This window comes from Deinococcus betulae (assembly GCF_020166395.1).
GTDB lineage: Bacteria > Deinococcota > Deinococci > Deinococcales > Deinococcaceae > Deinococcus > Deinococcus betulae.
The window spans coordinates 50,956-71,650 of the sequence record NZ_JAIQXU010000013.1; the positions used below are offsets into that span (position 1 = coordinate 50,956).

Here is a 20,695-nt window from a genome sequence, read left to right on the forward strand (position 1 = left end):
CGTCACCAGTACCGTTCAGCGCCGCCCCTACAATCCCTGCGGCGCTGCTCCTAATCCTTACCTTCCGCCAATCCGGTAGCTCACACCAAAGCGGAAGCGGGTGCTCTGCTCGGTGTTCTGCACCCCGATACTGACGTTGGTGCGCGAATTCAGGTTGTAGCCGGCGCTGAAGCTGGGGCGAATGGACTGGAGGTTCAGTCCTTGCAGCGGGGTGGTGGCGCGGAAGGTAAAGCGCCCGTCTGGGGTGCTGTATTCGGCGTTCAGCAACCCCTCGCCGTTCAGGTCCACCTGGTATTGCAGGTACAGGTCGCGCGTCAGGTATGACCCCAGGGTGATGGTCGCGCCCAGAGAATCGCCCGCAATCTGCGGGGTAAAGCGGAACACATCCAGCCCAAAGGCGTTGGCCACCGTGCGTTCCAGCTCGCCCAGGACAAAGACATTCAGGGCGGTCTGCAGGGCGCTGCTGCCCAGGGCGGCCAGGTTGTTCGGCAGGGTGGCCAGGTTGGGCACGCCGGTCGCCACCAGGGCGTAGAGTTCGGCCTCGCCGTAGGGCACGCCGGTATTGGGGTCGGCGCACTCGGCGGTGATCTGGGTGCAGGTCAGGGTGGTGTTCAGGCTCAGCACCGTGTCGCCGCTGGCGCGGGCCACAAACTCGCCCGCCACCGTCAGGGTGACCGGCACCCGCTGGGTAATCGCCGTGTCGCCGCGTGTGGTGCGCCCGCTGACGGTGCCGCTGGCCGTCACATTAAACCGGGGATACACGTTGTCGCCTTCAAAGGTCACGGCGCTGTCGCCCAGCGTGAACTCGTTCTCGCGCAGGTAGATAAAGCCGCGCTGAGAGCGAATCTCGCCGGCCAGGCGGGGGCGGTCGCCCGACCCGGACAGCACCAAGCCGCCGGCAAATTCGGCGCGGGCCAGGTTCTCGTCTACCCGGATACCGCTGCTGGCGCGAATAGGAATGTCCTCAAAGACCAGCCGTTCCAGAATGGGCAGGCTGGGCGCGCGCTCCTCCTCGCCCTCCTGCGCCGGCTGCGGGAAGGTCGTGTACTCGGGGGCCAGGGGGCTGGCGTAATTGTCGGTGGGGCGGCCACCTGCGCCCGTACTGCTCTGGCCGGGGGCCGGGATGGTGGCCGGGGCATTCACGCGCCCCAGCACGAGGCGGGTAAAGTCAGCCGCTCCCTGCACGCGAATCAGGGTGCCGTCGTCGGTGGCGCGCAGGTCGGCGTTCAGGGCACTTTCGCGGCCGTAAATGGCGGCCAGTGGCAGGTTGTAATTGCGGGCGCTCAGGGTCAGGTCAATCAGGGGCGCGACGGTCCCGCTCACACTGAGGGTGCCACCGCCCGCCGCGCCGGTACTGGTGCTGCTGGCCGTGACGGTCCAGCGGTCACCTGGCTGCTGCTCCAGTCGCACCTGGGCGGCGGGGAGCGCCCCCAGGGCGGCGGGGGCCAGCAGGCCACGGAAGGTCGCCACGGTGCTGCTCAGGCGGCCCTGGGTGAGCTGCCCGCGGAGCTCGACCACGCCGTCGGCGCCCACCGTGCCGCCGGTCAGCACCTGCCCGCCCGCTGCAAAGGCGCCGCTGTCGGGCAGGTCGCCGGCAAAGTCGGGAATCTGTACGCTCAGGCCCGCCAGCGCGCCGTCCAGGCTGCGCGCCCGCACCGAACCGCGTGGACGGTCGTAAGTGCCGGCCACACTGAGGGTCACGCTGCCTTTCAGGCTGGGTTGCAGGGCTGCCAGCCCCGGCACCAGCCGCAGCGCGGGGGTAAAGGTCGTGTTGGCCAGCTGGGCCGTGAGGTCCACCTGCTGGCGGGTGTACTGGCCCCGTACGTTCCAGGTGCCGGCGCCCGTCAGCTGGATGTTCACGCCGCGCAGTTCGCGGGCCGCGTAGTCCAGGGTGCCGGTGCCGGTCAGGGTCTCGGTCACGGCCGCCTCGCCCTCGCCGCTGGTGGCGCTGACGCGGATGCGCTCGGCGACCACGTTTACCTGCCCCGCCAGTGGGTCGGCCAGGGGGAACCGGAAGCGCGCCACGCCCGTCACCACACCTTCGCCCGGCGCGGTCCCGGTTGCGGCCCCTACCACCGCGCCCACCGGCAGCGCGCGCAGGTTGCCCTGCCCGAAGACGGCCCCGTCACTCAGCCCTGCCGTAAAGTCCGACTCGCCCAGGAAGCCGCGAATGCGCCAGTCGCCCGCCACCTGCGTCCCTTCCAGGCGTGCGGGGAGGCGCTGGCTACCCAGTGTCAGGTCATCCGAGCGCAGCACGAAGGTGCCGCCGCCGTCGCGCAGGGTGGCCTCGCCGCTCAGGCGCCCGCCCAGGGCCGGGGCCGTCACCAGGTCACCCAGGGCCAGGTCATCGGCAGTCGCGCGTACCGAGTAGCCCTCGCCGGTGGGGGCCACCGCCAGCGGCCCCGCCAGGGCCGGCAGCAGGTCGGCCAGCCCGCCCGAAGCGGTCACGATGGCCTGGCCCATCTGGCCGGTGCCAATCAGGTCGGCGCGGAAACTCTGGCCGGCCAGGGTGGCGCTGCCGCTGACCGCCAGCGTCTGCCCGGCCAGGGTCAGGGGCACGCGGGCGGCCTCCAGGCGGCCCTGCACGCCATCCGCGCCGGCTTGCAGGTTCACGTCCAGGGTGCCGCTCCCTTGCCGCAACTGCCCAGTGAGGGCGCCCGTCCAGAAGGCCCCGCCCTGTGCCGTCTGGAGCTGTGGCGCCTGAACTTGCGCCGCTTGAAATTGCAAGGTGCCGCTGCTCAGGGCCAGGGTCGCGCGCACCTCGGGGCGGCCCGCGCGCAGGGTCACGTCAGCGCTGACGTTGCCACTCAGCGGCAGGTCAAGGTAAGGCGCGCGGTACGGGGTCAGCAGGTTGGCCACCTGAAGGGCCAGCTGGCCGTCCCCGCTGTCGGGGTTCAGGGTGCCGCGAGCGGTCAGCACGCCGCTCAGGCCCCCAATCCCCAGCTGGCCCAGATTCAGGCCCGGCAGGTCGGCGCTCAGGGCCGTGCCGGTCCAGCGCACGGTGCCGCTGCGTTCTCCATCCGAGACGCTCAGGTCAGCCGCGCGCAGGCTGGCGGTGCCGCTGGCCCGCCACTCGCCCCGGCGCACGCTCAGCTGCGCCTGCGGGTCGCCGACTGGCCCGCTGGGCGTGACCGTCAGCGAGAGTTCGGGGCGGGTCAGGCCGGCCGCGCCCAGCAGGCGCCAGGTGCCGCCCGCATCTGGCCGCGCCTCAATGACGCCGCTGGCCTGGGCGCCGGGGCCGTCCACTAGGCGCAGCTGCACGCCGCGCGCGTCGGCCACCACGCGCGCCCCGGCGCTCAGCAGCCCCGCTTCCCCCTTGACCAGAGGCTGGGCGAAAGCGCCGCCCACGGTCAAGGCCAGGGGAGAGGTCAGGACGCCGGCCGGGCCACCCGTCACGCGTGCCGCGCCGCGCCAGCCAGTCAGGCGCGTGGCGCTCAGGTCCAGGGCCGCGCGCAGGTTTTGCGGGCCAGTCAGGTTGCCGCGCAGCGTGAGGGCCTGCGCCTTCCAGGTGGCCTGCACCCGCCCGGCGACGGTGCCCGTAGCGTCCAGGGTCACGTCGGCGTCGCCGCTCAGGCCCACTTGCCCCGAGGCGGCCAGCGCCGAACCGAAGGCCTGTGCCCCGAGGCCACTCAGGGTCACGGCGTCTCCGCTCAGCGAGGCCACCGGGCGCCCACCCTGGCTCAGCGTGCCATTGAGGGTGGTGCCGGCGGCCGTCAGGGTGCCACTCAGGTCGTTCAGGGCGACCCCCGCTGCCGCCGCGCCGCGTGAAGCCACGGTGCCGACCAGGGTGGGGGCCGCCAGCGTGCCGCCCAGGGTCAGGCGGGCACTCAGGTCGCCCTGACCGCCCACCAGTGGCAGCGGGGTCAGGGTCAGGGCGCCCCCCAGGGTGGGCAGGAAGCCTGCGCCGCCCAGGGTCAGACTGCCGCCCCCCAGGCGGCCTGCGTTCAGGGCGTAGCCGCCCCGGCCGTCGCCGCGCAGGGTCAGGGGGTCCGGGAGGCCCGGCACCGTGGCCTGCACGGTGCCCGAAAGCGCAGGCCAGGTGCCGGCCAGGTTCACGTCGGCGCGCGTGGCGCCGCTGGTCAGGGCGCCGTAGACGCGCGCCTGCACGCGCCCAGCCGCCAGGTCGAGGCCGCTGGCCTCGGCGTACAGGGTGCCGCCGGCCCCGCCACGCGGTGAAAGGCGCAGGTTCAGGCGGGGGTCCAGCAGGCGGCCTGACAGCGCCGCCTGGGCGTCCAGGGTCTCGGTGTTCAGGGTCAGGGTGCCGGCCGCAACCGGGTTTTGTACCGCCCCGCTCAGCGTGACGGCGCCGTCCAGCGTGCCGCGCCCCAGGGCCGGCAGGTTCAGGGCCGCCGTGCCCAGCCCGCGCGCCGTGACGGTCAGGCCGGCGGGCAGGGCGCCGCGGGCCGACACCACCGCGCCCCTCAGGCTGCCGCTCAGGTCGGCGCTGAGCCGGTTGCCCGCCGGCTGGTAACTCGCGCGGCCATACAGGCTGAAGGGGCCGGTCTGGCCCTGCTCGCCGCGCACAGACAGGTTCTGGGCCTCCACCCGTTCCAGGCCGCCGCTCAGCGAGCCACGCACGTCCAGGCGGCCCGCTGCTGTCAAGGCGTCTACGTCCAGCCCTGGGGGCAGCAGGCGCGCGGCGCGCACAGTCCCGGTGGTCAGGGTCAGGGCGTAGCGGCCGCCTTGCAGGCTGGCTTGTCCACTCAGGCGGGGACCAGCCAGCCGGGCCGTGAGGTCACCGCTGGCCAGCTGCGCGCTCAGGTCGCCACTGAGTTCGCCTAGCGCATCGGTCAAGGTGCCGCTCAACGCCAGGCTGGGGCTGCCCCAGGCCGCGCCGCCCAGGGTGGCCCCGCCGCTGAGACGCAGCTGTTCCGCGCGGCCCCACAGGGCGCCCACATCGAAGGCCGCCAGGGTCAGGGTCCCGCCGGGGCGCAGGGGCAGGGCCGCTGGAAAGCGCCCGGTCAGGCGGGCCTCGCGGGCACCGGTGCCGACCAGGGCCGCCACTCGCAGCTCGCCCTGGCCATCCAGCACGGCGTCCAGCGGCCCGCCGGGAATGTCCCCTACGGCGCGCACCGAGCCGGAAAACCCGGTGCGGGCGTTCCAGCCCAGCGGGCCGCGCAGGCGCACATCCACTCCCTGGGCGACGTAGGCGGTGTTCAGGGTCAGGGCCAGCCGCTGCAGGCCGCCCAGCGCGCCGCTGCCCAGCTGGCCGCGCACCTCGCCCCCCAGCGCTGGGCCGGCAAAGACCGCGCGGTAGTCACGGCCCAGCAGCCGCGCCGAAAGCTGGGTGCCGGCGGCGCGCAGCCCGCTAAGGTCGCTGCGCAGCTTGCCGCCCAGGCGCACGTCCGGCTTGCTCAGGGCGCCGGCAATCTGCGCCGTGTATGCGCCCGGCACCACCGAGGTCAGGTTGACCTTGGCGCTGAGGTTCAGGGTCGGAAAGACCGGCCCGCTCAGGCGAGCCGTACCCTGCACCGGGGCCGCCGCGCCCAGGGTGGCCTGCGCGCCGCTCAGGCGCAGGACGCCAGCGGCGTACCGGGCTGGGGCGGTGAACGTGACTCCCGACACCTCGCCAGCGGCCTGTGCCTGTACGTCCGCCAGGGTGCCGCCCAGGGTCAAGCTCAAGCGGCCAGGCACACCTGCCAGAGCCTGCAGGTCGGCGCTACTGGCCCCGCCGCTCAGGCGCCAGCCAGTCAGGCCCGGTCCCCCGCTCTGAGCGGCGCGCAGGTTCAGCGCCGCGCCCGCCAGAGCGCCCTCGGCGGTGACGGTCGCGGCGCCCCCAGTCAGGCCTGTCCCCGTCAGGGTGAGGTTGACGGCGCGGCTGTCGTAGGTGCCTTCCACACGCAGGGTCAAGACATCGGTGGCCCGTTCGCCGGCCTGGCCCGTCAGGCGGGCGCGCAGGTCGTTCAGGGTCACGGTGGCGTTGGCCTGCGGGTACAGCGGCCCGCGCACCCGCAGCGCCTGGCCAGCCAGGGTGCTGCTCAGGTCGGCGGACAGTTGCCCACCCGTCAGCGTCACCCGGCCGGCGGCCCGCTGGCCCTGGGCGCGCAGGTCCACGGTGGCCCGCCCGCTGGCGCGCTTCACTTGCAAGTCCGGCAGGGTCAGATCCAGATTCAGGCGGCCCTCGGCCCCTGGCAGCACGGGACGCAGCACTCGCGCGTTCAGGGCGGCGCCGCGCACGGTCAGGGTGCGGCCATCGAAAGCCACGGGCAGGCGGGAGCCGGGATGGGTCAGAGTGCCCGCTGCCCGCACCGGTCCGTCCCCCCAGCTCACGCGGGCGTCCAGGCCCAGGGGGTCACCCAGATAGCGGCTGCCTGCCAGGCTCAGGCGCGCGCCCTGCGCGTTCAGAACAGCCACCAGTTGACCCGGCACCAGGTCGCGCCGCACGGTGTCCGGCAGGCTGGCGGTGAAAGGGGAGAGGCCTGCGCTGACGGTGCCGCCCAGGGTGGGCAGCAGGGCCACTTCGCCGCCCACGGGGCCGCGCGGGGCTGCCAGCAGACGCTGGCCCTCGCCGCGCAGCGTGACCACGCCGGGTTGGGGGCCCAGGGCGTAGCGCACGGGCAGGGTGCCGGCCCAGGTGCCCGCCGCGTAGGTCAAGCCGCCCAGGCGCACGCGCGCGCCGGTCAGGCTGCCGCTCAGCGGGAAGGTCTGCGCAGGGACGCTCAGGCGCGTGGTCCCCGTGCCAAACGCCTGCGGCTTCAGGGTGACGGTGCCGCGCAGGTTCGCCACGCCGCCGCTCGCCTGGGCGCTCAGGTAGGGACCGGCGACCCGCACCTGCAAGTCCGAGAGGGTGGCCGGCAGCGTCAGCCGGCCCGAGGCCACCACGGCCTGCCCCGCCACCTCGCCGGTCACGCGCACCCTGCCGTCAGCGGCGCGCAGGGTCAGGGGGCCCGCCGTCAGGGTGCCGCTCAGCACGCCGGCCCGCGCCGTCAGGGTGCCGGCCAGGCGCTGCCCCGCCAGCGTGAGGCCCGCCGCCTGCACCTGCAAATTGTCAAAGCCGTTCAGGGTCACGGTGGCGCGGCCGCCTGCCGCGTCGCGCACCTGCACCTGCCCGCGCGGTGAGAGCCCGGTGCCCTGCACGTTGCCATTCACAAAAAGGCCGCCGCCCAGGGGCCCGCTGACATCCACGTCGTAGCGCCCGGACGGCAGGGAAGCCGTGCCCACCGCGCGCAGCCCCTCGCCATCGGTGAGCTGAAGGCTCAGGCCGTTCCAGGGGCCGCGCAGGGCGACCGTGTACTGGTCCAGCACGCCGCGCGCGTCCACCGCTCCCCGGAAGGCGCCGCCCGCTCCGGGCCCCCAGGTGGCCGCGCCCTGAATCTGTCCCGCCTGGCCAAACGCGGTCAGCGCCTGCGCGCCCTGCACGCGGGTCAGGCCGCTGGCGCCGTCGTAGGTGAGGTTTAGGTCGCCCCAGCGGCCCAACGCCGTCAGTCGTGGGGTGAGGCTGCCGCGCAGATTCACGGCCTGCGCGGGCAGGGTCACGCCGCCAAATGACAGTTCGCCGGTGCGGCCGCTGACGGCCGCCTGCAGCGCGCGGTAAGGGCCACGGACCGCCACATTCAGGGTCTGGCCCTGGGCGCTGACCTGGCCGTCCGCCTCCACATCGGGAAACACGCGCCCCGAGACTCGCGCCCGCGCGCCCGCGTACAGAGCCAGCAGGTCGGCCCGGACAGCGCCCGCCTGCCGGGTCAAGGTGCCCTGCACCCCGGCGCCCAGGGCCTGCGCGTCCACCGTCACGGTGCCGCCTTGCCCGGCCAGATTCAGGTCGAGGGTGCCGCTCAGGCTCTGGGTGCGCGCCAGGGGGCGTAGCGCCGCCAGATTGACGCGCCCGGTGGCCGTCAGGGCGTCGCCGCGCAGCACGCCGCGTGCACGCTGGCCGGCCGTCAGCAGGTCAAAGGCGACGGCGCCGCCTTCTTGCACCTGCAAGGTGCCGCGAATATCGCTGCCCTGCACCCGCGCGGCCGTGCGGTAGGGCGCGCGCAGGTCGGCGTCGGCCAGCACGGTCACGCCGCCGACCTCGCCGCGCAGTGAGGCCGCCGTGCCGCGCCCAAAGGCGCTGAGGCTAACCCCATTGCCCACGGCCCGCAGCGACCCGAAGGCCTTGAGGGTCGTGGTCACAGTCACGTCACCCGTGACGCGCAGGTCACCGGCCACCGCCAGATTGCGCGCCCGCAGGCCAAAGCTGTCGCCGTTCCAGGTGAGGGCCTGCTGGCCAGCGGTGAAGGTACCGCGCTGCTGCACGTAGTTCAGGTTCAGAGGCCCGGCCAGTGCGTCACGCACGCCGGGCACCGTGGCCTGAAGGCGGCCCGTTACGTCGCCGCCCGTCAGGTCCAGGCGCCCGCTGCCTGACAGGTTCAGCCCGGCGCCCTGAAGGCCCTGAATCGCCCAGGTGCCGCGAAACTGCGGGTTCAGCGTCAGGCGGGCCGTCCCTCCCTGGCCGGTGTTCAGGTCGGCGCGCAGGCCGCGCCCGTCATATGTGGCGGTGCCGGACAGGGCAAAAGGTCCGGCCTGGCCGCCTTCCAGCCTGGCGCGCAGGTTCTGCGGCGTGCCGGCCAGGGTCAGGCGGCCCCCCGCCGCGCCGAAGGTGGGGTTCAGGGCGGCCTGAAGCTGCTGGCCCTTCGGGTTGAAGGTGGCCCGCAGCGGCCCGCCCAGGCTCTGCCCCTGCGCGCGAATGACGTTTTGCGCGTCAATGGTGGCAGTGACGTCCAGCGGCTTTTGCGCCAGCACGCCAGCCACGGTCACCCGCCCCTCGCGGCCAAAGGCCCAGCGGCCCTCAACACGCTGTTGGGCGCCGGCCACGGTGGTCAGGCCGCTGAAGGCGACGTCGTTGGTCTGCCCGGCCGTATTGCCGTCCTGGTTCAGGAAGGTGTATTCGGCGTTCACGTCGCGCAGGCCCACGCCGGCCAGTTCGCCCGCGCCCTGCACGTACGCCTTGACCCGCACGGTGCTCCAGCCGCCCGCTGTGACCCGCACGCGCGCCTGTCCCTGCCCGGTGGTGCCCAGCGCCCCCGCCAGCCCGGCCAGCGTGGGCCGCGCGTCGGCGGTCACGCGCCAGTTCTGCGCTTTCAGGTCAATGCGGCCCTGGGCCGTCACTGGGCCGTTCCAGCCGCGCCCGGCCAGATTCAGGGTCACGAGGTCGCCCCGGTGGGTGGCCGCGCCCCCCAGGCCGGTCACGGTCACAAAGCCCGCTTCAGGCACCCGCAGCGCGCCGCCTCTCAGGCGCAAGTCCCCGCGCACCGGGCCGTCGCCGAGCACATAGCGCCCGGTGATGCGCCCAGCCGTCACGCCGGGCCAGTAATGGTTCAGCACCCGCGCGTCGGCGTCAAGGTCCACAGTGAAAACATTGCCGGCTGGGCCTTCGCCCAGGCTCACCTTGGCGTTCAGTCCCCCCTCGCGGGTGCGGCCGGTGACCGTCAGCCCCGCGCCCGGCTGCGGCTGCACCGTGAACTGGCCGTCCGGCACATTCACGCCGCTGCCGTCCACAGTGACGCGGGTGCGCTGCACATCCACCGTGCCCAGCACCACACGCCAGCCGTTCCCGCTGGCTGGGCCGCCCGCGCCGGTTATCAGGTCTTGTAGGCGCAGGGCCACCTGGGCGTCGGCCACGCGCACGTTCAGCCGCACGGTGCGCTCTGCCGGGTTCACGCCGGCCACGGTGACGCCGACCTCGCCTGCGCTGGCCTGAACGCCGGGAAGGGTGAGCTGCACGCCGCCCAGTTCGGGTGCCCACAGCGGGCCGCCGATACGGTCGGCGCTCAGGCCGGCCGGCGCCCCAAAGCGGGCCAGCAGCACCCCGCCCAACAGAGCCGGCAAGAAGGCCAGGACCAGCAGCAGCGCCGCCAGCCCGCCCAGCAGCCAGGGCCAGCGTCGGCGGCGCCGGGGCGCGGGTGGAGAAGGAGGAGGGGGCGTCTCTACAGGGGCTGCCGGCTGCTGATCGTCTGTCATTCCACCCACCGGGCCAGGGCGCCGTTCTCTCGCAGATTTGACGCTCCTGGCCGCATTCTGTGCATTGTACGCAGCCCTGCGTGAAGGCCGCACCCACCGCATCCTCATGCAACCGTCAGAAAAGCCCAATCAGGCAGGCGCCTTTGCCGCTAGCATGGCGCCATGCGACTGACCGCCCTTGTGAGTGGCACTGTACAGGGCGTCGGTTACCGGCGCTACGTGCAGAGATATGCCCGCGACCTCAAGCTGCACGGCTACGCCGAGAACCTGACCGACGGCCGGGTCGAGGTGGTGGCCGAGGGCCACGAGGCCGACCTGGACCGCCTGCTGCACTGGCTGCGGCGCGGCCCACCCCACGCCCGCGTGCAGGACGTGCAAACCCAGTACAGCGAGGCGACGGGCGTCAAAGACTTTCACGTCTATTGAGGGCGGGCGCCAGCGTGTTGGCGTGCCCCCTCCACCCGCTGTTCTCGGCTGGCCCCGTCCTTAACAGTGAAATCGGCGCTTGGTGCAGGCCTCAGCTCTCCGTCAGACGCGGTCCCTAGAGTGGCGACATGCTGCTGGCCCTGCTTGCCGCCCTCGTCGCCCTGGCGCCCCAGGAAGACGTTTTTCTGGGGATGTCCTCACAGGAGGCGACCAACGTGAGGCAGATGCTCCAGTTCTTCGCCTCTGACGGCTGGACCCCACGGGTAGAGGCCAGGGCGCCTGTAGGTCAAGACACCCTGGTGATGTGGAGCTGGCCCCTCAAGGGCACCCACGGCCTGGGGGTACAGGTGTACGGCCCGGATGGCCGGTTCAAGGCCCGGCTGCAGGACTCTGTGCTGCCATCCGCACGGGTGGTGGTGTGCGGCGGCCGCTACGTGGTGGGTGGAGGCAACACCCTGCGCGTCTGGGACGCCCGGCAGAACTACCGCCTGATCTCGCGCAAGACCTTTGCGGCGCTGGGGCAGTTCGCCCAGTTGCGCTGTGACGGCGCGGTGCTCAGGGCCAGTGAGGTGACGGCCACTGGTCAGACCCACACCCTGCGGCTGACGGTGCCTGCCCTGACGGCGGTGCGGGCAAAAGACCGCTGATGAGCAAAATGCCGGGTGGAATCCGAGCGGACTTGAAAAGCGCCGCAGGAGAGCAAGCAGGAACAGATGCGGATGGCGCGATCTCGAAGCGCCGACGGTGCCTGTCTTTGTGGTGCTTCAATTCAGCGGCATCCGTACGGGTGCGCTAGGTCAGCCCTGCCCGGAACGCCACAATCTGCCGCGCTGCGTCCTCTGGGCTCATCGTGGTCATGTCGAGCACCAGGGCGTCTGGGGGTGGGGGCAGCGTGCCGGCCCGCGCCAGCAACTCGCGCAGGTGCACGGGGTCGCGCAGCTTCAGGCGTTCGGCGCGGGCCGGGTGGGTCATGCGCGCCTCCAGTTCGGGCAGAGCACAGGTGAGCCACACCGGCACAAAGGGCACGCCGCGCTGCGCAGCCAAGTCGCGCAGGCGCTGCACGTTCTGCCATTCCTGTTCCTCGGCGCTCAAGTAGTTCGTGAAGATGTGGGCCAGGGCCGTCGGCGCGTGCAGGGTCGCGGCCCGCACGGCTTTCCGGACCGCGTGGCACAACTCCCAGACCTCGGCGGGCACTGGCTCTTTGCCACTCAGGCCTGCGGCCAGAAACACGGGGTCGTTGGTCAGGTGGTTGTCCAGCAGCGCCGCGCCAGTCAGGGTGGCCAGCGCCTTGCCCACGGTGCGTTTGCCGGCCCCAGGCGGCCCAACCAGATAAAAGAGGTGGCTCATGGTCAGCAGTCTGCCGCGCCGCCCAGCCTCTGGCATGGATGAAATGGCGCAGGAGTAAAAGCGTGCGCTGCTCCGGAAGATGGAACAGCGCTACACGTCATTACCCTCTACAAGATCAACACATCGGAAAAAGCCGAAGGGCGCAATCTCCACGCTCGTCAGCCCGCCGCCACTCTTTTTCCCTCTCTTGTGGACTTGAAGAGGAGTCTCACAGAGCTGTCCAGGTTTGCAAATGCTTCAAGCGGAGTTTGGAGCTTGTTGAGTGGGCAGGCGAGGGCGCTGCACAGGGCAGGCCCTCCAAACGTCAGCCCACCCCCATACCCCTTATTCCAGGATGGCTTCGTGGGTAATGTCTACGTTGCCCGCCATCACGCGGCTCATGGGGCACTTCTCGGCGGCGTCTTTCACGTGCGCTTCAAAGTCGGCCTGGTCGCTGCCAGTCACCTTGCCGCGCACCGTCAGGCGCATGGCGCTGACCTGAAAACCAGGGCCGTCCTTGACCATCTCGCAGGTGGCGTCGGTGCGCAGGTCCTCAACGGTGTGTCCGTGGTTGCTCAGCAGCGCCGAGAGCTGCATGGTGAAGCAGCCCGCGTGGGCCGCTGCCAGCAGTTCTTCGGGGTTGGTGCCCACGCCATTTTCAAAGCGGGTGCCAAAGGAGTACTGGGCGTTCTGAATGGTCGTGCTCTCGGTGCTGATCTGCCCCTTGCCGCCTCTGAGGTCGCCTTGCCAGTGGGCGCTGGCCTTCCGTGCAATATCTGCCATAGCCCCAAGTCTGCGGCGGGCGGTCTTGGGCTGCGGGCGGGCGGGGCTTAGACTCCCTTCATGCAATCAGAACACTGGGCAGTGCCGGGGGCGCCTGTCGAAGGCTACGTGTGGCGGGCGCTGGCCCCGCGTGCGAATGTGCTGCTCACCCACGGGTTTGGCGAGTATGCCGGGCGGTACGTGGAGCGCTACCACGCCCTCATTCCTAGTCTGGTGCAGGCGGGCTTGACCGTCTACGCCTACGACGAGCGTGGGCATGGCCGCTCAGGGGGGCGCCGGGCGGTGGTGGATGTGGCGCAGTTGGTGGAAGATCACCTGAAAGCCAGAGAAGCCATGCGCGCGCTGCCGCAGCCCCTGTACCTGCTGGGCCACTCGATGGGCGGCCTGGTCGCGGCGGCCAGCGTGGCCCGTGACCCGCGCGGCGTGGCGGGCGTCATTCTGTCCAGTCCGGCGCTGCTGGTGGGCGAGGATGAGCAGCCCTGGCTCAAGCGGCTGGCCCCCCTCCTGGCGCGCGTGGCGCCGGGGCTGGGCACCACCGTGCTGGCCACCGGTGGCCTGTCGCGTCTGGCCGATGAGGTTGCGGCCTACGAGGCCGACACGACCATGTATCACGGCAAAGTGCCGGCCCTGACCGCTGCGAGCATGCTGCGCCTGAGCGGCGAGCTGTGGCCCCAGTACGCCCGCTGGCAGGTGCCGACCCTGGTGTTTCACGGCAGCGAGGACCGGCTGACTGATCCCCGTGGCAGCCGCCGCTTTATCGAAGCCTTGCCCGCCAGTGACAAGACCTTCCATGAGGTTGAGGGTGGATATCACGAACTGCTGAATGACGAGAGGCGAGAGGAAGTGCGGCAACTCGTGCTGGACTGGCTTGATGTCAGAGCGCCGCAGCCCGCCGCAGGTCAAGGACAACTGGCGTAAGAGGATTGCGGCTAATACCTGATCTGGAGAGAGTGCTTACACCTCCGTCAGCCCTCACTTCTCATTTGAAAGCTTTTCAAGCCCTCAAGACGGCAGGTGAACTTCTGTTTCTGAGAGAAAAAGGCGAACGCCAAGCTGTTCGCTCTTTTTCTTACAAATCCAGTTTTTAGCGTCTGGTAGTTCGAGTTTTGATTTTTTTACACCCTGTCCAAACAAGTGCAGGTCTGGGGGTTTACAGAAGCATGAGGCTCGCCTAAGCTCTGTGAATCTTACAACGGAGGTGCTTCACCATGCGGTTCACACCTGTTCTGCTGCTGTCTCTCGTCCTCGCGTCTTGCGCCACGACTTCTCAGGACGCCCCCAGCGCCCGCACCGCCCCAGAAACCCGCACCGCCACCCTCATCATGGAGGACGGCAGCCACCAGGCCGTGACCGGCTTCGTGCAGGACGGCTACGTGATGCTCGAAGACGACATCATTCTGGGGAAAGCGGACGCCCTCGGCAGCCTGGGCACCTACGTGGTGGACACCCGCTACCGCTGGACCGGCCGCACCATTCCGTATACGTTTGCCAGCAACGTGCCGCAGGCCATCCGCGACCGCGTAGCCGCCGCCGCCTCGAACATCCGCAGCACCACCAACGTCATCGTCACGCCGCGCACCAGTCAGCGCAACTACGTAGAAATCACCTACAACACCGGCACCAGTTGCGCCAGCAGCCTGGGCATGGTGGGTGGGCGCCAGACGATTACACTGGCCGACCGCTGCACCACCGGCTCTATCGTTCACGAGTTCGGGCACGCGATGGGCCTCTTCCACGAGCAGACCCGCCCCGACCGCGACAGCTACGTGCAGATTCAGTGGAACAACATCCCGGCCGACTGGCAGAGCCAGTACGAGATTCGCAGCGGCTCCAAGGGCTACGGCGCCTACGACTTCGACTCCATCATGCACTACCCCGCATACTTTGACGGCAAGCTGGCCATCAAGCCTCTGAACAGCAGCATTGACGTCAACCGCATGGGCCAGCGCAACGGCTTTTCCACGATTGACAAGAACACCGTCAACTTCATGTACCCACGCTAAAACGGGTCAGGACACCGCCGCCAGGGAGAGCCTGGCGGCGGTAGTTTTTGGTTCTAGATCAAGTGGCTAAAGATGCGGTTTCTGTTCTCCCCTTGGCGGAGAGGACCCTGTGTAGCAAGAGGTGAGGGGGCCTTAATCTGCCGCGCTCCCTTCTTTCTCGCTCCAGAGGCTCGGGTGCAGCCCAAAGTCCTGGGCGATCAGGCGGGCCGTCATCTTGGCCGACATCATCACGCTGGGCGTGCCGCCACCCGGCTGAGCCCCGGCGCCGACCAGATACAGATTCTTCACGTCCTCGCTGCGGTTGTGGGGCCGGAAAAAGGCGCTCTGGGCCAGTAAGGGCTCAGGGCCAAAAGCGTTGCCCAGATAGCTGTCCAGCGTGCCTTCAAAATAATCTGGCGTAATAAACTCTTGGTGCGTCAGGCGTTCGCGCAGGCCAGGGATGTAACCGCGCTCGTCCAGGAAGGTCAGCACCTGCTCGGTGAGGCGCGGTCCTTCCACCGTCCAGTCAATGCCGCTGGCGTTGTGAGGCACCGGCACCAGCGTATAGGCCGCGTGGTGCCCTTCGGGAGCCAGGCTGGGGTCGGTAAGGGTCGGGACATGCAGGTACTGGCTGAAGTCGGCGCCCAGCACCTTGCGCCCAAAAATCTCGGTCAGCAGTTCCTCGTAGCGCGGCCCCAGGATGATGTTGTGGTGACGCAGGTCCAGGTCGGCGCCATCCTTTCTAAACCCGAAGTACACCACCAGCAGGCTCATGCTCTGGCGGGCCGCCCTGACGCGCAGGTCAGTGTTGACCAGCCGGGCGGCGCCGGGCACCCGCTTGAGGTAGGTGTTGGCCCAGTCCCCGTTGCTGACCACCAAATCCGCGTGGAGTTCCTCGCCGCCGTCCAGCCGCACGCCGCGCGCCACGCGGCGCCCCAGCGGCTGACGCACGGGACGGCCCCGGTCATCGGTGACCAGAATCTCCTCCACGCCCGCGCCGTAACGGATCCGGCCACCCAGTTCCTCAAATTTCTGTACAAACGCCCGCACCAGCGCGCCCGTGCCGCCCATCGCGTAGTGAATCCCCCAGGTTTTCTCGACAAAGTGAATCATGGCGTAGATGGCCGGCACTGACAGGGGGTTGCCGCCCACCAGCAGGGTCTCAAAGGAAAAGACCTGCCTCAGCTTGGGGCTCTCAAAGTACCGACTGGTAAAGGAAAACAGGGTGCGAACCGCGTCCAGCCGCAGCAGGTCGGGCACCACGCGCAGCATGGTGGGCAGGTCGCCAAAATGGGTGTAGCCCAGTTCGAGGAAGCCGCGTTCAAAGATGGCCTGCGCGTCGGCGTGAAAGCGTTCGTAGCCGGGCAGGTCGCCGGGCGCCAGGGCCAGAATCTGGCGGCGGGTGCTGGCCGGGTCGCCGTCGTAGTCAAAAAAGGTGCCATCGTCAAAGTAGATGCGGTAGAACGGCAGAATCGGCACCAGCTGGACATAGTTCTGGGTGTGTGGGCCGCCGCTCTGGCCCTCGCGCACCCGGGCATCTGGGGCCAGCACTTCGGGCGGGTAATCGGGGGCGTCCAGCATGCCCTGGCCACGCTGCAAGGCAAACAGTTCCTCGATAAAGTGCGGCACCGTAATGACCGTAGGCCCCATGTCAAAGATGTACCCGTCCGGGGTGCGCTTCTGGTAAGCCCGGCCTCCGGGGGCGTCCAGCCGCTCCACAATGGTGGTGTCAAAGCCCAGGCTTTGCAGGCGAATGCCCAGGCTCAGGCCGCCGATGCCCGCCCCCACGATCAGGGCAGTCTTGCGGCGGGGGTGGACAGAGGGGGCAGGGTCAGGCGTCATTCGTCAGGAACCTCCCGCTGCAAGGGGCGCAGCGTGATGGGAGAAGAGGGAAAAAGTCCGTCAGGACAGCGGGGCCGGGCGGCTTTGGAGGTCCCACCAGGCGCGCGGCAGCATCAGCAACTTGCGGGTGCCGCTGACATGGGCGCGGCGGCCAAAGTTGTCAAAGTCGCCGCGTGCCAGATCGTCCAGAATGCCCTCATAGGCGCGGGCGGCCGTCGCCACGGCCAGGCGGGCGCTGCCGTGCAGGCAGGGAATCCCGGCGTGGCCCTCGGCGTACCAGGTGCGGGCCACACCTGTGAGGTGGCGCATCAGGGCGCGGTATTCAGGCGTGACGGCGCCGCGCTCCAGATCGGCCAGGGTCACGCCAAACTCGGCCAGCAGGGTGCGAGGCAGGTAGACCCGGCCCCGGCGCAGGTCCTCGCCCACGTCGCGCAGGATATTGGTCAGCTGCATGGCCTGTCCCAGTTTCAGGGCGTGGTTTAAGGTGCGCTCGCCGCCGCTGTAGCCGCTGATGGGCGCAATCATGAACCCCACCACGCCCGCCACCCGGCGGCAGTAGAGGGTTAGGTCGTTCATGTCCTCGTAGGCGTGGCCCCGCAGGTCCATCCGCAGGCCTTCGTGTAACTCGGCAAAGGCAGGCAGCGGAATAGGGTAGGTCTGCGCGGCCCAGGCTAGGGCCACATCAGTGGGGTGGAGGCCAGGTTGACCGGTGAAAGCGGCCTGGATGCGTGCCCACCAGTCGCTCAGTCCGGCCTGCGCCGCGTCGCCTTGAAGGTCATCTACCAGGTCGTCGCCCTCGCGGCAGGCGGCGTAGACCGCCCACACCGCCCGCCGCTGCGCCGCCGGAAAAAAGCGCGACCCCAGATAGAAGGTCTTGCTGTGGGTGCGCGTGACCTCCTGGCAGTGGGCGACAGCCTGGCCCAGCTGTGCGGGCGCCGCTGCCGTCACGCGGGCATCCACTGGCGCTGCCCAGGTGCGCGGCACCTGTTCAAACTGTCCAGTACAGAAGTCAATGACATATGGGTCACGTTGGCCGTCCTTAGGCACCGAGTCTACGGGGAGGGTCTGCGCGAAACGTCACGCATTCTTACAGAGTTCTTGCGAATCGGTAGCTTAGGCCAGGGGTGCCGTCTGGCGACCGCTGGTTCAGGGCAGGGGAGGCGGCGCGTCCCCATCTGTCCTGATCCTCAGGAGGCGTCCTTCACAAAGCGCTCAAAGCGTATGGCGCCGACGCTCAGGCCGGCCGCCAGGGTCAGCTCGGGCACCTGGCGCGACACCCACGCCGGGTCGGGGAAGGTCAGGCCGCCCAGCGCCGGGCGGGCCAGCAGGTGCTGAAGCGGCCCGGCGGTGCGGCGCACGTACATCAGCCACAGCTGACCACCGGGCCGGGTCAGGCGGGTCAACTCGCGCAGCAGCCGGGCCGGGTCGTGCGTCTCGTTCAGGGTGGCGCCCACGGTCACGCCGTCAAAGTGTCCCCCCAGCAGCCCACTGGCCTCCAGGTTCAGCTGCCGCCACTCTATCTGAGGGCCAGGCTCCCGGCGCTGGGCCTCCCGCAGCATCGGCGCGCTGAAGTCGGCGGCCAGCACCTCGGCCCCGGCGCGGGCCAGCACTCCCGCATAGAAGCCGGCGCTGGTGCCGGCGTCCAGCCAGCGCTGACCAGGCTGCGGGGCGCACAGGGCGCGGAACAGCGCCGCCTCGCGTTCCAGCGAGTAGCCGCGCGCGCCTAGCAGCCGCAGTGACTCCGCCCGCCAACTCGCGTAGCCCCGCGCCGTAAGGGGCCAGAGGTTGCTGCGCTGGGCCAGCGTCAGGTTCAGGTTTTCTTGGTGCTGTGTGGCGCCGGGCATCGGGTTCATTATGCTGGGGTGGCCTGACCCCCGCTGTTCACGTTTTGTGAGGGGCCGCCACGCCGGAGGAAACCGTTTATGGAAGAACGCAAGAGTCTGGGGGGCGCGCTGGTGGATGTCTTTGACGCCGGCGTCACCCTCGTGAAAGCAGAATTGAGTGCCCTGGCGCGCAAGGCCGGCGCAGTGGCCAAAGCCAAGGGGCTGGGGGCCGTGCTGCTGCTGGCCTCAACCGGGCCGCTGGTCATGGGCTTGATTTTCATCATTCTGGCGGTGTTTTTCGGTCTGATGCGCCTGGGCCTGGGTCCCTGGGCCGCCGCGCTCCTGATTGCGCTGGTCAGCTTTGCCGTTACGGGCGCCCTGATCGTCCTGGGCCTGAAAAAGCTGGGCAGTGAGGCCGACCTCACCGAACCCCGCCACCGGAGGGAAGACATGAACGACGACTCCACCGCCGCCTCCCGTCCCACCGCGCCGGCTCCTGCGGCCCCTAGCGCCGCCTCTGGCAGCAACGCCGCGCGTGATTCTCATAACAGCAGTGGCCCCAAGGTCGAACTGCGCCGTGACGCCCAGGAGCAGGCGGCCGGCGAGAACCGCGTGCTGGCCGAGGGCCAGGGCCAGGCCACCGTGCGCGTGGAGCACGGCACCACCACCGTCCCTGTCTACGAAAGCACTCCTGAAGGCGAGCCCCAGGAATACGGCAGCGGCCTGAACAAGAAGATAGACGGCAGCGAAACAGGCAAGGGGCACGGCCACCACCGCGACCCCAACCTGCAGGAGCCCGTGGTCCTGAAAGACGCTCCTGGGATTCCCGTGAGCACCGAGCCCACCTACCGCAGCGACATGAAGCGGGGCGAGTCCTGATGGCCCCCACAGACCCCACTGCGCGGGTCTACTTAACTGAGCGCGAAGAAGCCCGCGAGCGCCTGAAAAAGAGTGTGGACGCCCTGACCCACGAGGCCAGCCTGCAGGTCAAGATGCAGCAGGAACCGCTGAAGATGCTGGGCGGCGCCTCGGCGGTGGGGGCCGTGCTGGGCCTGGTGATTGGCCGCCAGTTCCGGCGCAGCCGCAAAATCTATGTGGACGCGGCCAGCCCCGTCAAGCACCAGAAGGGCCTTATTAAGGCCCAGAAAAACCAGAAAGGCAGCGCGGCTGGCGGCGCCCTGATGGCCACCATCGGCACCCTGGCGTTCAAGACCCTGACAGACCACGTGATTGCGCCGCGCCTGGAGAGTCTTGCCGACCGCCTGCTGGCCCAGGCGGGCCAGGAGAAAGGCGCCTCTGCCCCGGCCAGTCAGGCCCCACCCACGGCAGCCACCGCCACGCGCAGCTACGCCCAGCAGGCCCCGGCTGAAGGCAGCGCGCCGCCCGCGCCCCTGCCCCAGACCCACGCTGGGCAGGTGCCTATTCCGCCCAGCCAGGTGGAGGCCAAAGCGAAGGGCAGTGAGATTGCCCCCAGCGAGATGGCCAACCCCAACCGCCGCTGACCCGCCTGCCCCTCTGTGCCGCCCCAATCGTGGGCGGCTTTTTGATGCCTGCGGCCTGGGAGTGCTAGCCTGCCGGGCATGACCGCTTCTGTGTCCCGCAGCACCCGGCAGCGCGACGTGATTGCCCGCGTGCTCCAGGACGCCGAAGGGCCGCTGGCCGTGACCGACGTGCTGGACCGCGCCCGGCTGGACCTGCCGGCGCTGGGCGTGGCCACCGTGTACCGCACCCTGAAGCTCCTGACCGAACAAGGCCGCATTCACCCGGTTACGCTGGACGGCGAAACCCGCTACGAACCCAGCGGCAAGGGCCATCACCACCATTTCAGCTGCACGGCCTGCGGGCGCGTGTTTACCCTGCACACCTGCCCGGTGTCGCTGCCCAGGGGCACGGTGTATCCCGGCGGCTTTGTGATTGAGGCCCATGAGGTCACGCTGTACGGGCGCTGCCCCGACTGCGCGGGGGCCAATTCCGCCTAGCGCAGCAGGGCCATCAAGGTCTTGAGGACGTCAGTGTTGGCCGGGTTCACCTGATAAGGATTCAGATCGGGCTGCCGGTTCAGGCGGTCAACAATTGAGCGGCCCCCAGGAATCAGCAGGTACAGCACCGACTGCACACCGCTGACGGCCTCTCCGGCGGCCAGGCGGGTCTGTGACGCCAGCATCAGGGCGCGGCTTTCGCGGCTGCTCATGTGCGTCTCAAGCAGCCGGCGCTGCTCGGGCAGCAGGGCTTCGGTGATCCGGCTGATGGTCTGCTGCGTCGTGGCCGATGGCAAAGAGGCGTTTGAGGCCAGCGGGGCCAGCAGGATGTCCAGCTTGACCTTCGTGTTGGGGGGCAGTTGGAGGGTGCCTGCGCGCAGCAGCTCACGCAGGCTGAGGGTCATCAGCATCAGGCGCAGCACGGGGCGCGTATCCAGCGCCGCCTTGATCTGTGCGCTGGACACGCCCGCAGGACTGACCGGGCTGCCGGGCCGGGCCGGCAGATTGGCGGCGGCACTGGTCCACCCGCCCAGGAGCAGCGGAGCCGTTGCAACGAGCAGAGCCAGCGCGCGCACAAAAGTCATGCGGGCACTGT

14 protein-coding genes are annotated in these 20,695 nt (G+C 69.9%); 7 read left to right on the plus strand and 7 right to left on the minus strand.

All coding sequences use genetic code 11. The annotated features are described in order from the left end of the window. Positions 1-57: 57 nt before the first annotated feature. Positions 58-9,939 (minus strand): translocation/assembly module TamB domain-containing protein, encoded by a 9,882-nt coding sequence (locus K7W42_RS11275; RefSeq protein WP_304524149.1) that lies wholly within the window; start codon positions 9,937-9,939, stop codon positions 58-60. Positions 9,940-10,101: 162 nt separating this feature from the next. On the opposite strand from K7W42_RS11275, the gene K7W42_RS11285 reads away from it, so the two are divergent. Together K7W42_RS11285 and K7W42_RS11290 are read left to right on the plus strand one after the other, a co-directional pair. Then, positions 10,102-10,365 carry an acylphosphatase gene (locus K7W42_RS11285; protein WP_224574724.1) on the plus strand — a complete coding sequence of 88 codons (264 nt, stop codon included), beginning with the start codon at positions 10,102-10,104 and terminating at the stop codon, positions 10,363-10,365. 128 nt (positions 10,366-10,493) lie between these two features. Next, entirely contained in the window at positions 10,494-11,012 is a 519-nt protein-coding gene (locus K7W42_RS11290; RefSeq protein WP_224574725.1) for a hypothetical protein, read from the plus strand. A gap of 145 nt (positions 11,013-11,157) precedes the next feature. Here K7W42_RS11290 and K7W42_RS11295 read toward each other — a convergent pair whose 3' ends face one another. Continuing rightward, positions 11,158-11,712, minus strand: coding sequence for a P-loop nucleotide/nucleoside kinase family protein (locus K7W42_RS11295; protein ID WP_224574727.1), 555 nt, complete (start codon positions 11,710-11,712; stop codon positions 11,158-11,160). 324 nt (positions 11,713-12,036) lie between these two features. Beyond that, a complete protein-coding gene (locus tag K7W42_RS11300; protein ID WP_224574729.1) occupies positions 12,037-12,474 on the minus strand; it encodes an OsmC family protein in 438 nt (145 codons plus the stop codon). 60 nt (positions 12,475-12,534) lie between these two features. Between K7W42_RS11300 and K7W42_RS11305 the strand changes: the two genes are divergently transcribed. Then, positions 12,535-13,392, plus strand: a complete 858-nt coding sequence (locus tag K7W42_RS11305; RefSeq protein ID WP_224574730.1) for an alpha/beta hydrolase — start codon at positions 12,535-12,537, stop codon at positions 13,390-13,392. 290 nt (positions 13,393-13,682) lie between these two features. After that, the gene (locus K7W42_RS11310) at positions 13,683-14,477 is read left to right on the plus strand and encodes a M12 family metallopeptidase (protein WP_224574731.1); all 795 of its coding nucleotides are present in this window, start codon (positions 13,683-13,685) and stop codon (positions 14,475-14,477) included. Positions 14,478-14,609: 132 nt separating this feature from the next. Here the strand turns inward: K7W42_RS11310 and crtI are convergent, their stop codons facing one another. From crtI to K7W42_RS11325, 3 genes are all read right to left on the minus strand, one after another. Next, complete coding sequence (gene crtI, locus K7W42_RS11315) at positions 14,610-16,298, minus strand: phytoene desaturase family protein (RefSeq protein WP_224574732.1); 1,689 nt, start codon at positions 16,296-16,298, stop codon at positions 14,610-14,612. A 60-nt stretch (positions 16,299-16,358) separates the two neighbouring features. Continuing rightward, positions 16,359-17,246: a phytoene/squalene synthase family protein gene (locus tag K7W42_RS11320; protein WP_224574796.1), complete on the minus strand. Its 888-nt coding sequence runs from the start codon at positions 17,244-17,246 to the stop codon at positions 16,359-16,361. A 239-nt stretch (positions 17,247-17,485) separates the two neighbouring features. Further along, entirely contained in the window at positions 17,486-18,151 is a 666-nt protein-coding gene (locus K7W42_RS11325; RefSeq protein WP_224574733.1) for a class I SAM-dependent methyltransferase, read from the minus strand. Positions 18,152-18,220: 69 nt separating this feature from the next. On the opposite strand from K7W42_RS11325, the gene K7W42_RS11330 reads away from it, so the two are divergent. The 3 genes from K7W42_RS11330 (at position 18,221) to K7W42_RS11340 (ending at position 20,100) form a co-directional block, all read left to right on the plus strand. Further along, complete coding sequence (locus K7W42_RS11330) at positions 18,221-19,000, plus strand: phage holin family protein (RefSeq protein ID WP_224574734.1); 780 nt, start codon at positions 18,221-18,223, stop codon at positions 18,998-19,000. After that, positions 19,000-19,623 (plus strand): hypothetical protein, encoded by a 624-nt coding sequence (locus K7W42_RS11335; protein WP_224574735.1) that lies wholly within the window; start codon positions 19,000-19,002, stop codon positions 19,621-19,623. Before K7W42_RS11330 ends, K7W42_RS11335 begins: the two co-directional genes overlap by 1 nt. A gap of 78 nt (positions 19,624-19,701) precedes the next feature. Further along, complete coding sequence (locus K7W42_RS11340; protein WP_224574736.1) at positions 19,702-20,100, plus strand: Fur family transcriptional regulator; 399 nt, start codon at positions 19,702-19,704, stop codon at positions 20,098-20,100. Here K7W42_RS11340 and K7W42_RS11345 read toward each other — a convergent pair. Further along, positions 20,097-20,684 carry a hypothetical protein gene (locus tag K7W42_RS11345; protein WP_224574737.1) on the minus strand — a complete coding sequence of 196 codons (588 nt, stop codon included), beginning with the start codon at positions 20,682-20,684 and terminating at the stop codon, positions 20,097-20,099. The two genes, K7W42_RS11340 and K7W42_RS11345, sit on opposite strands and share 4 nt — an antisense overlap. Positions 20,685-20,695 lie beyond the last annotated feature (11 nt).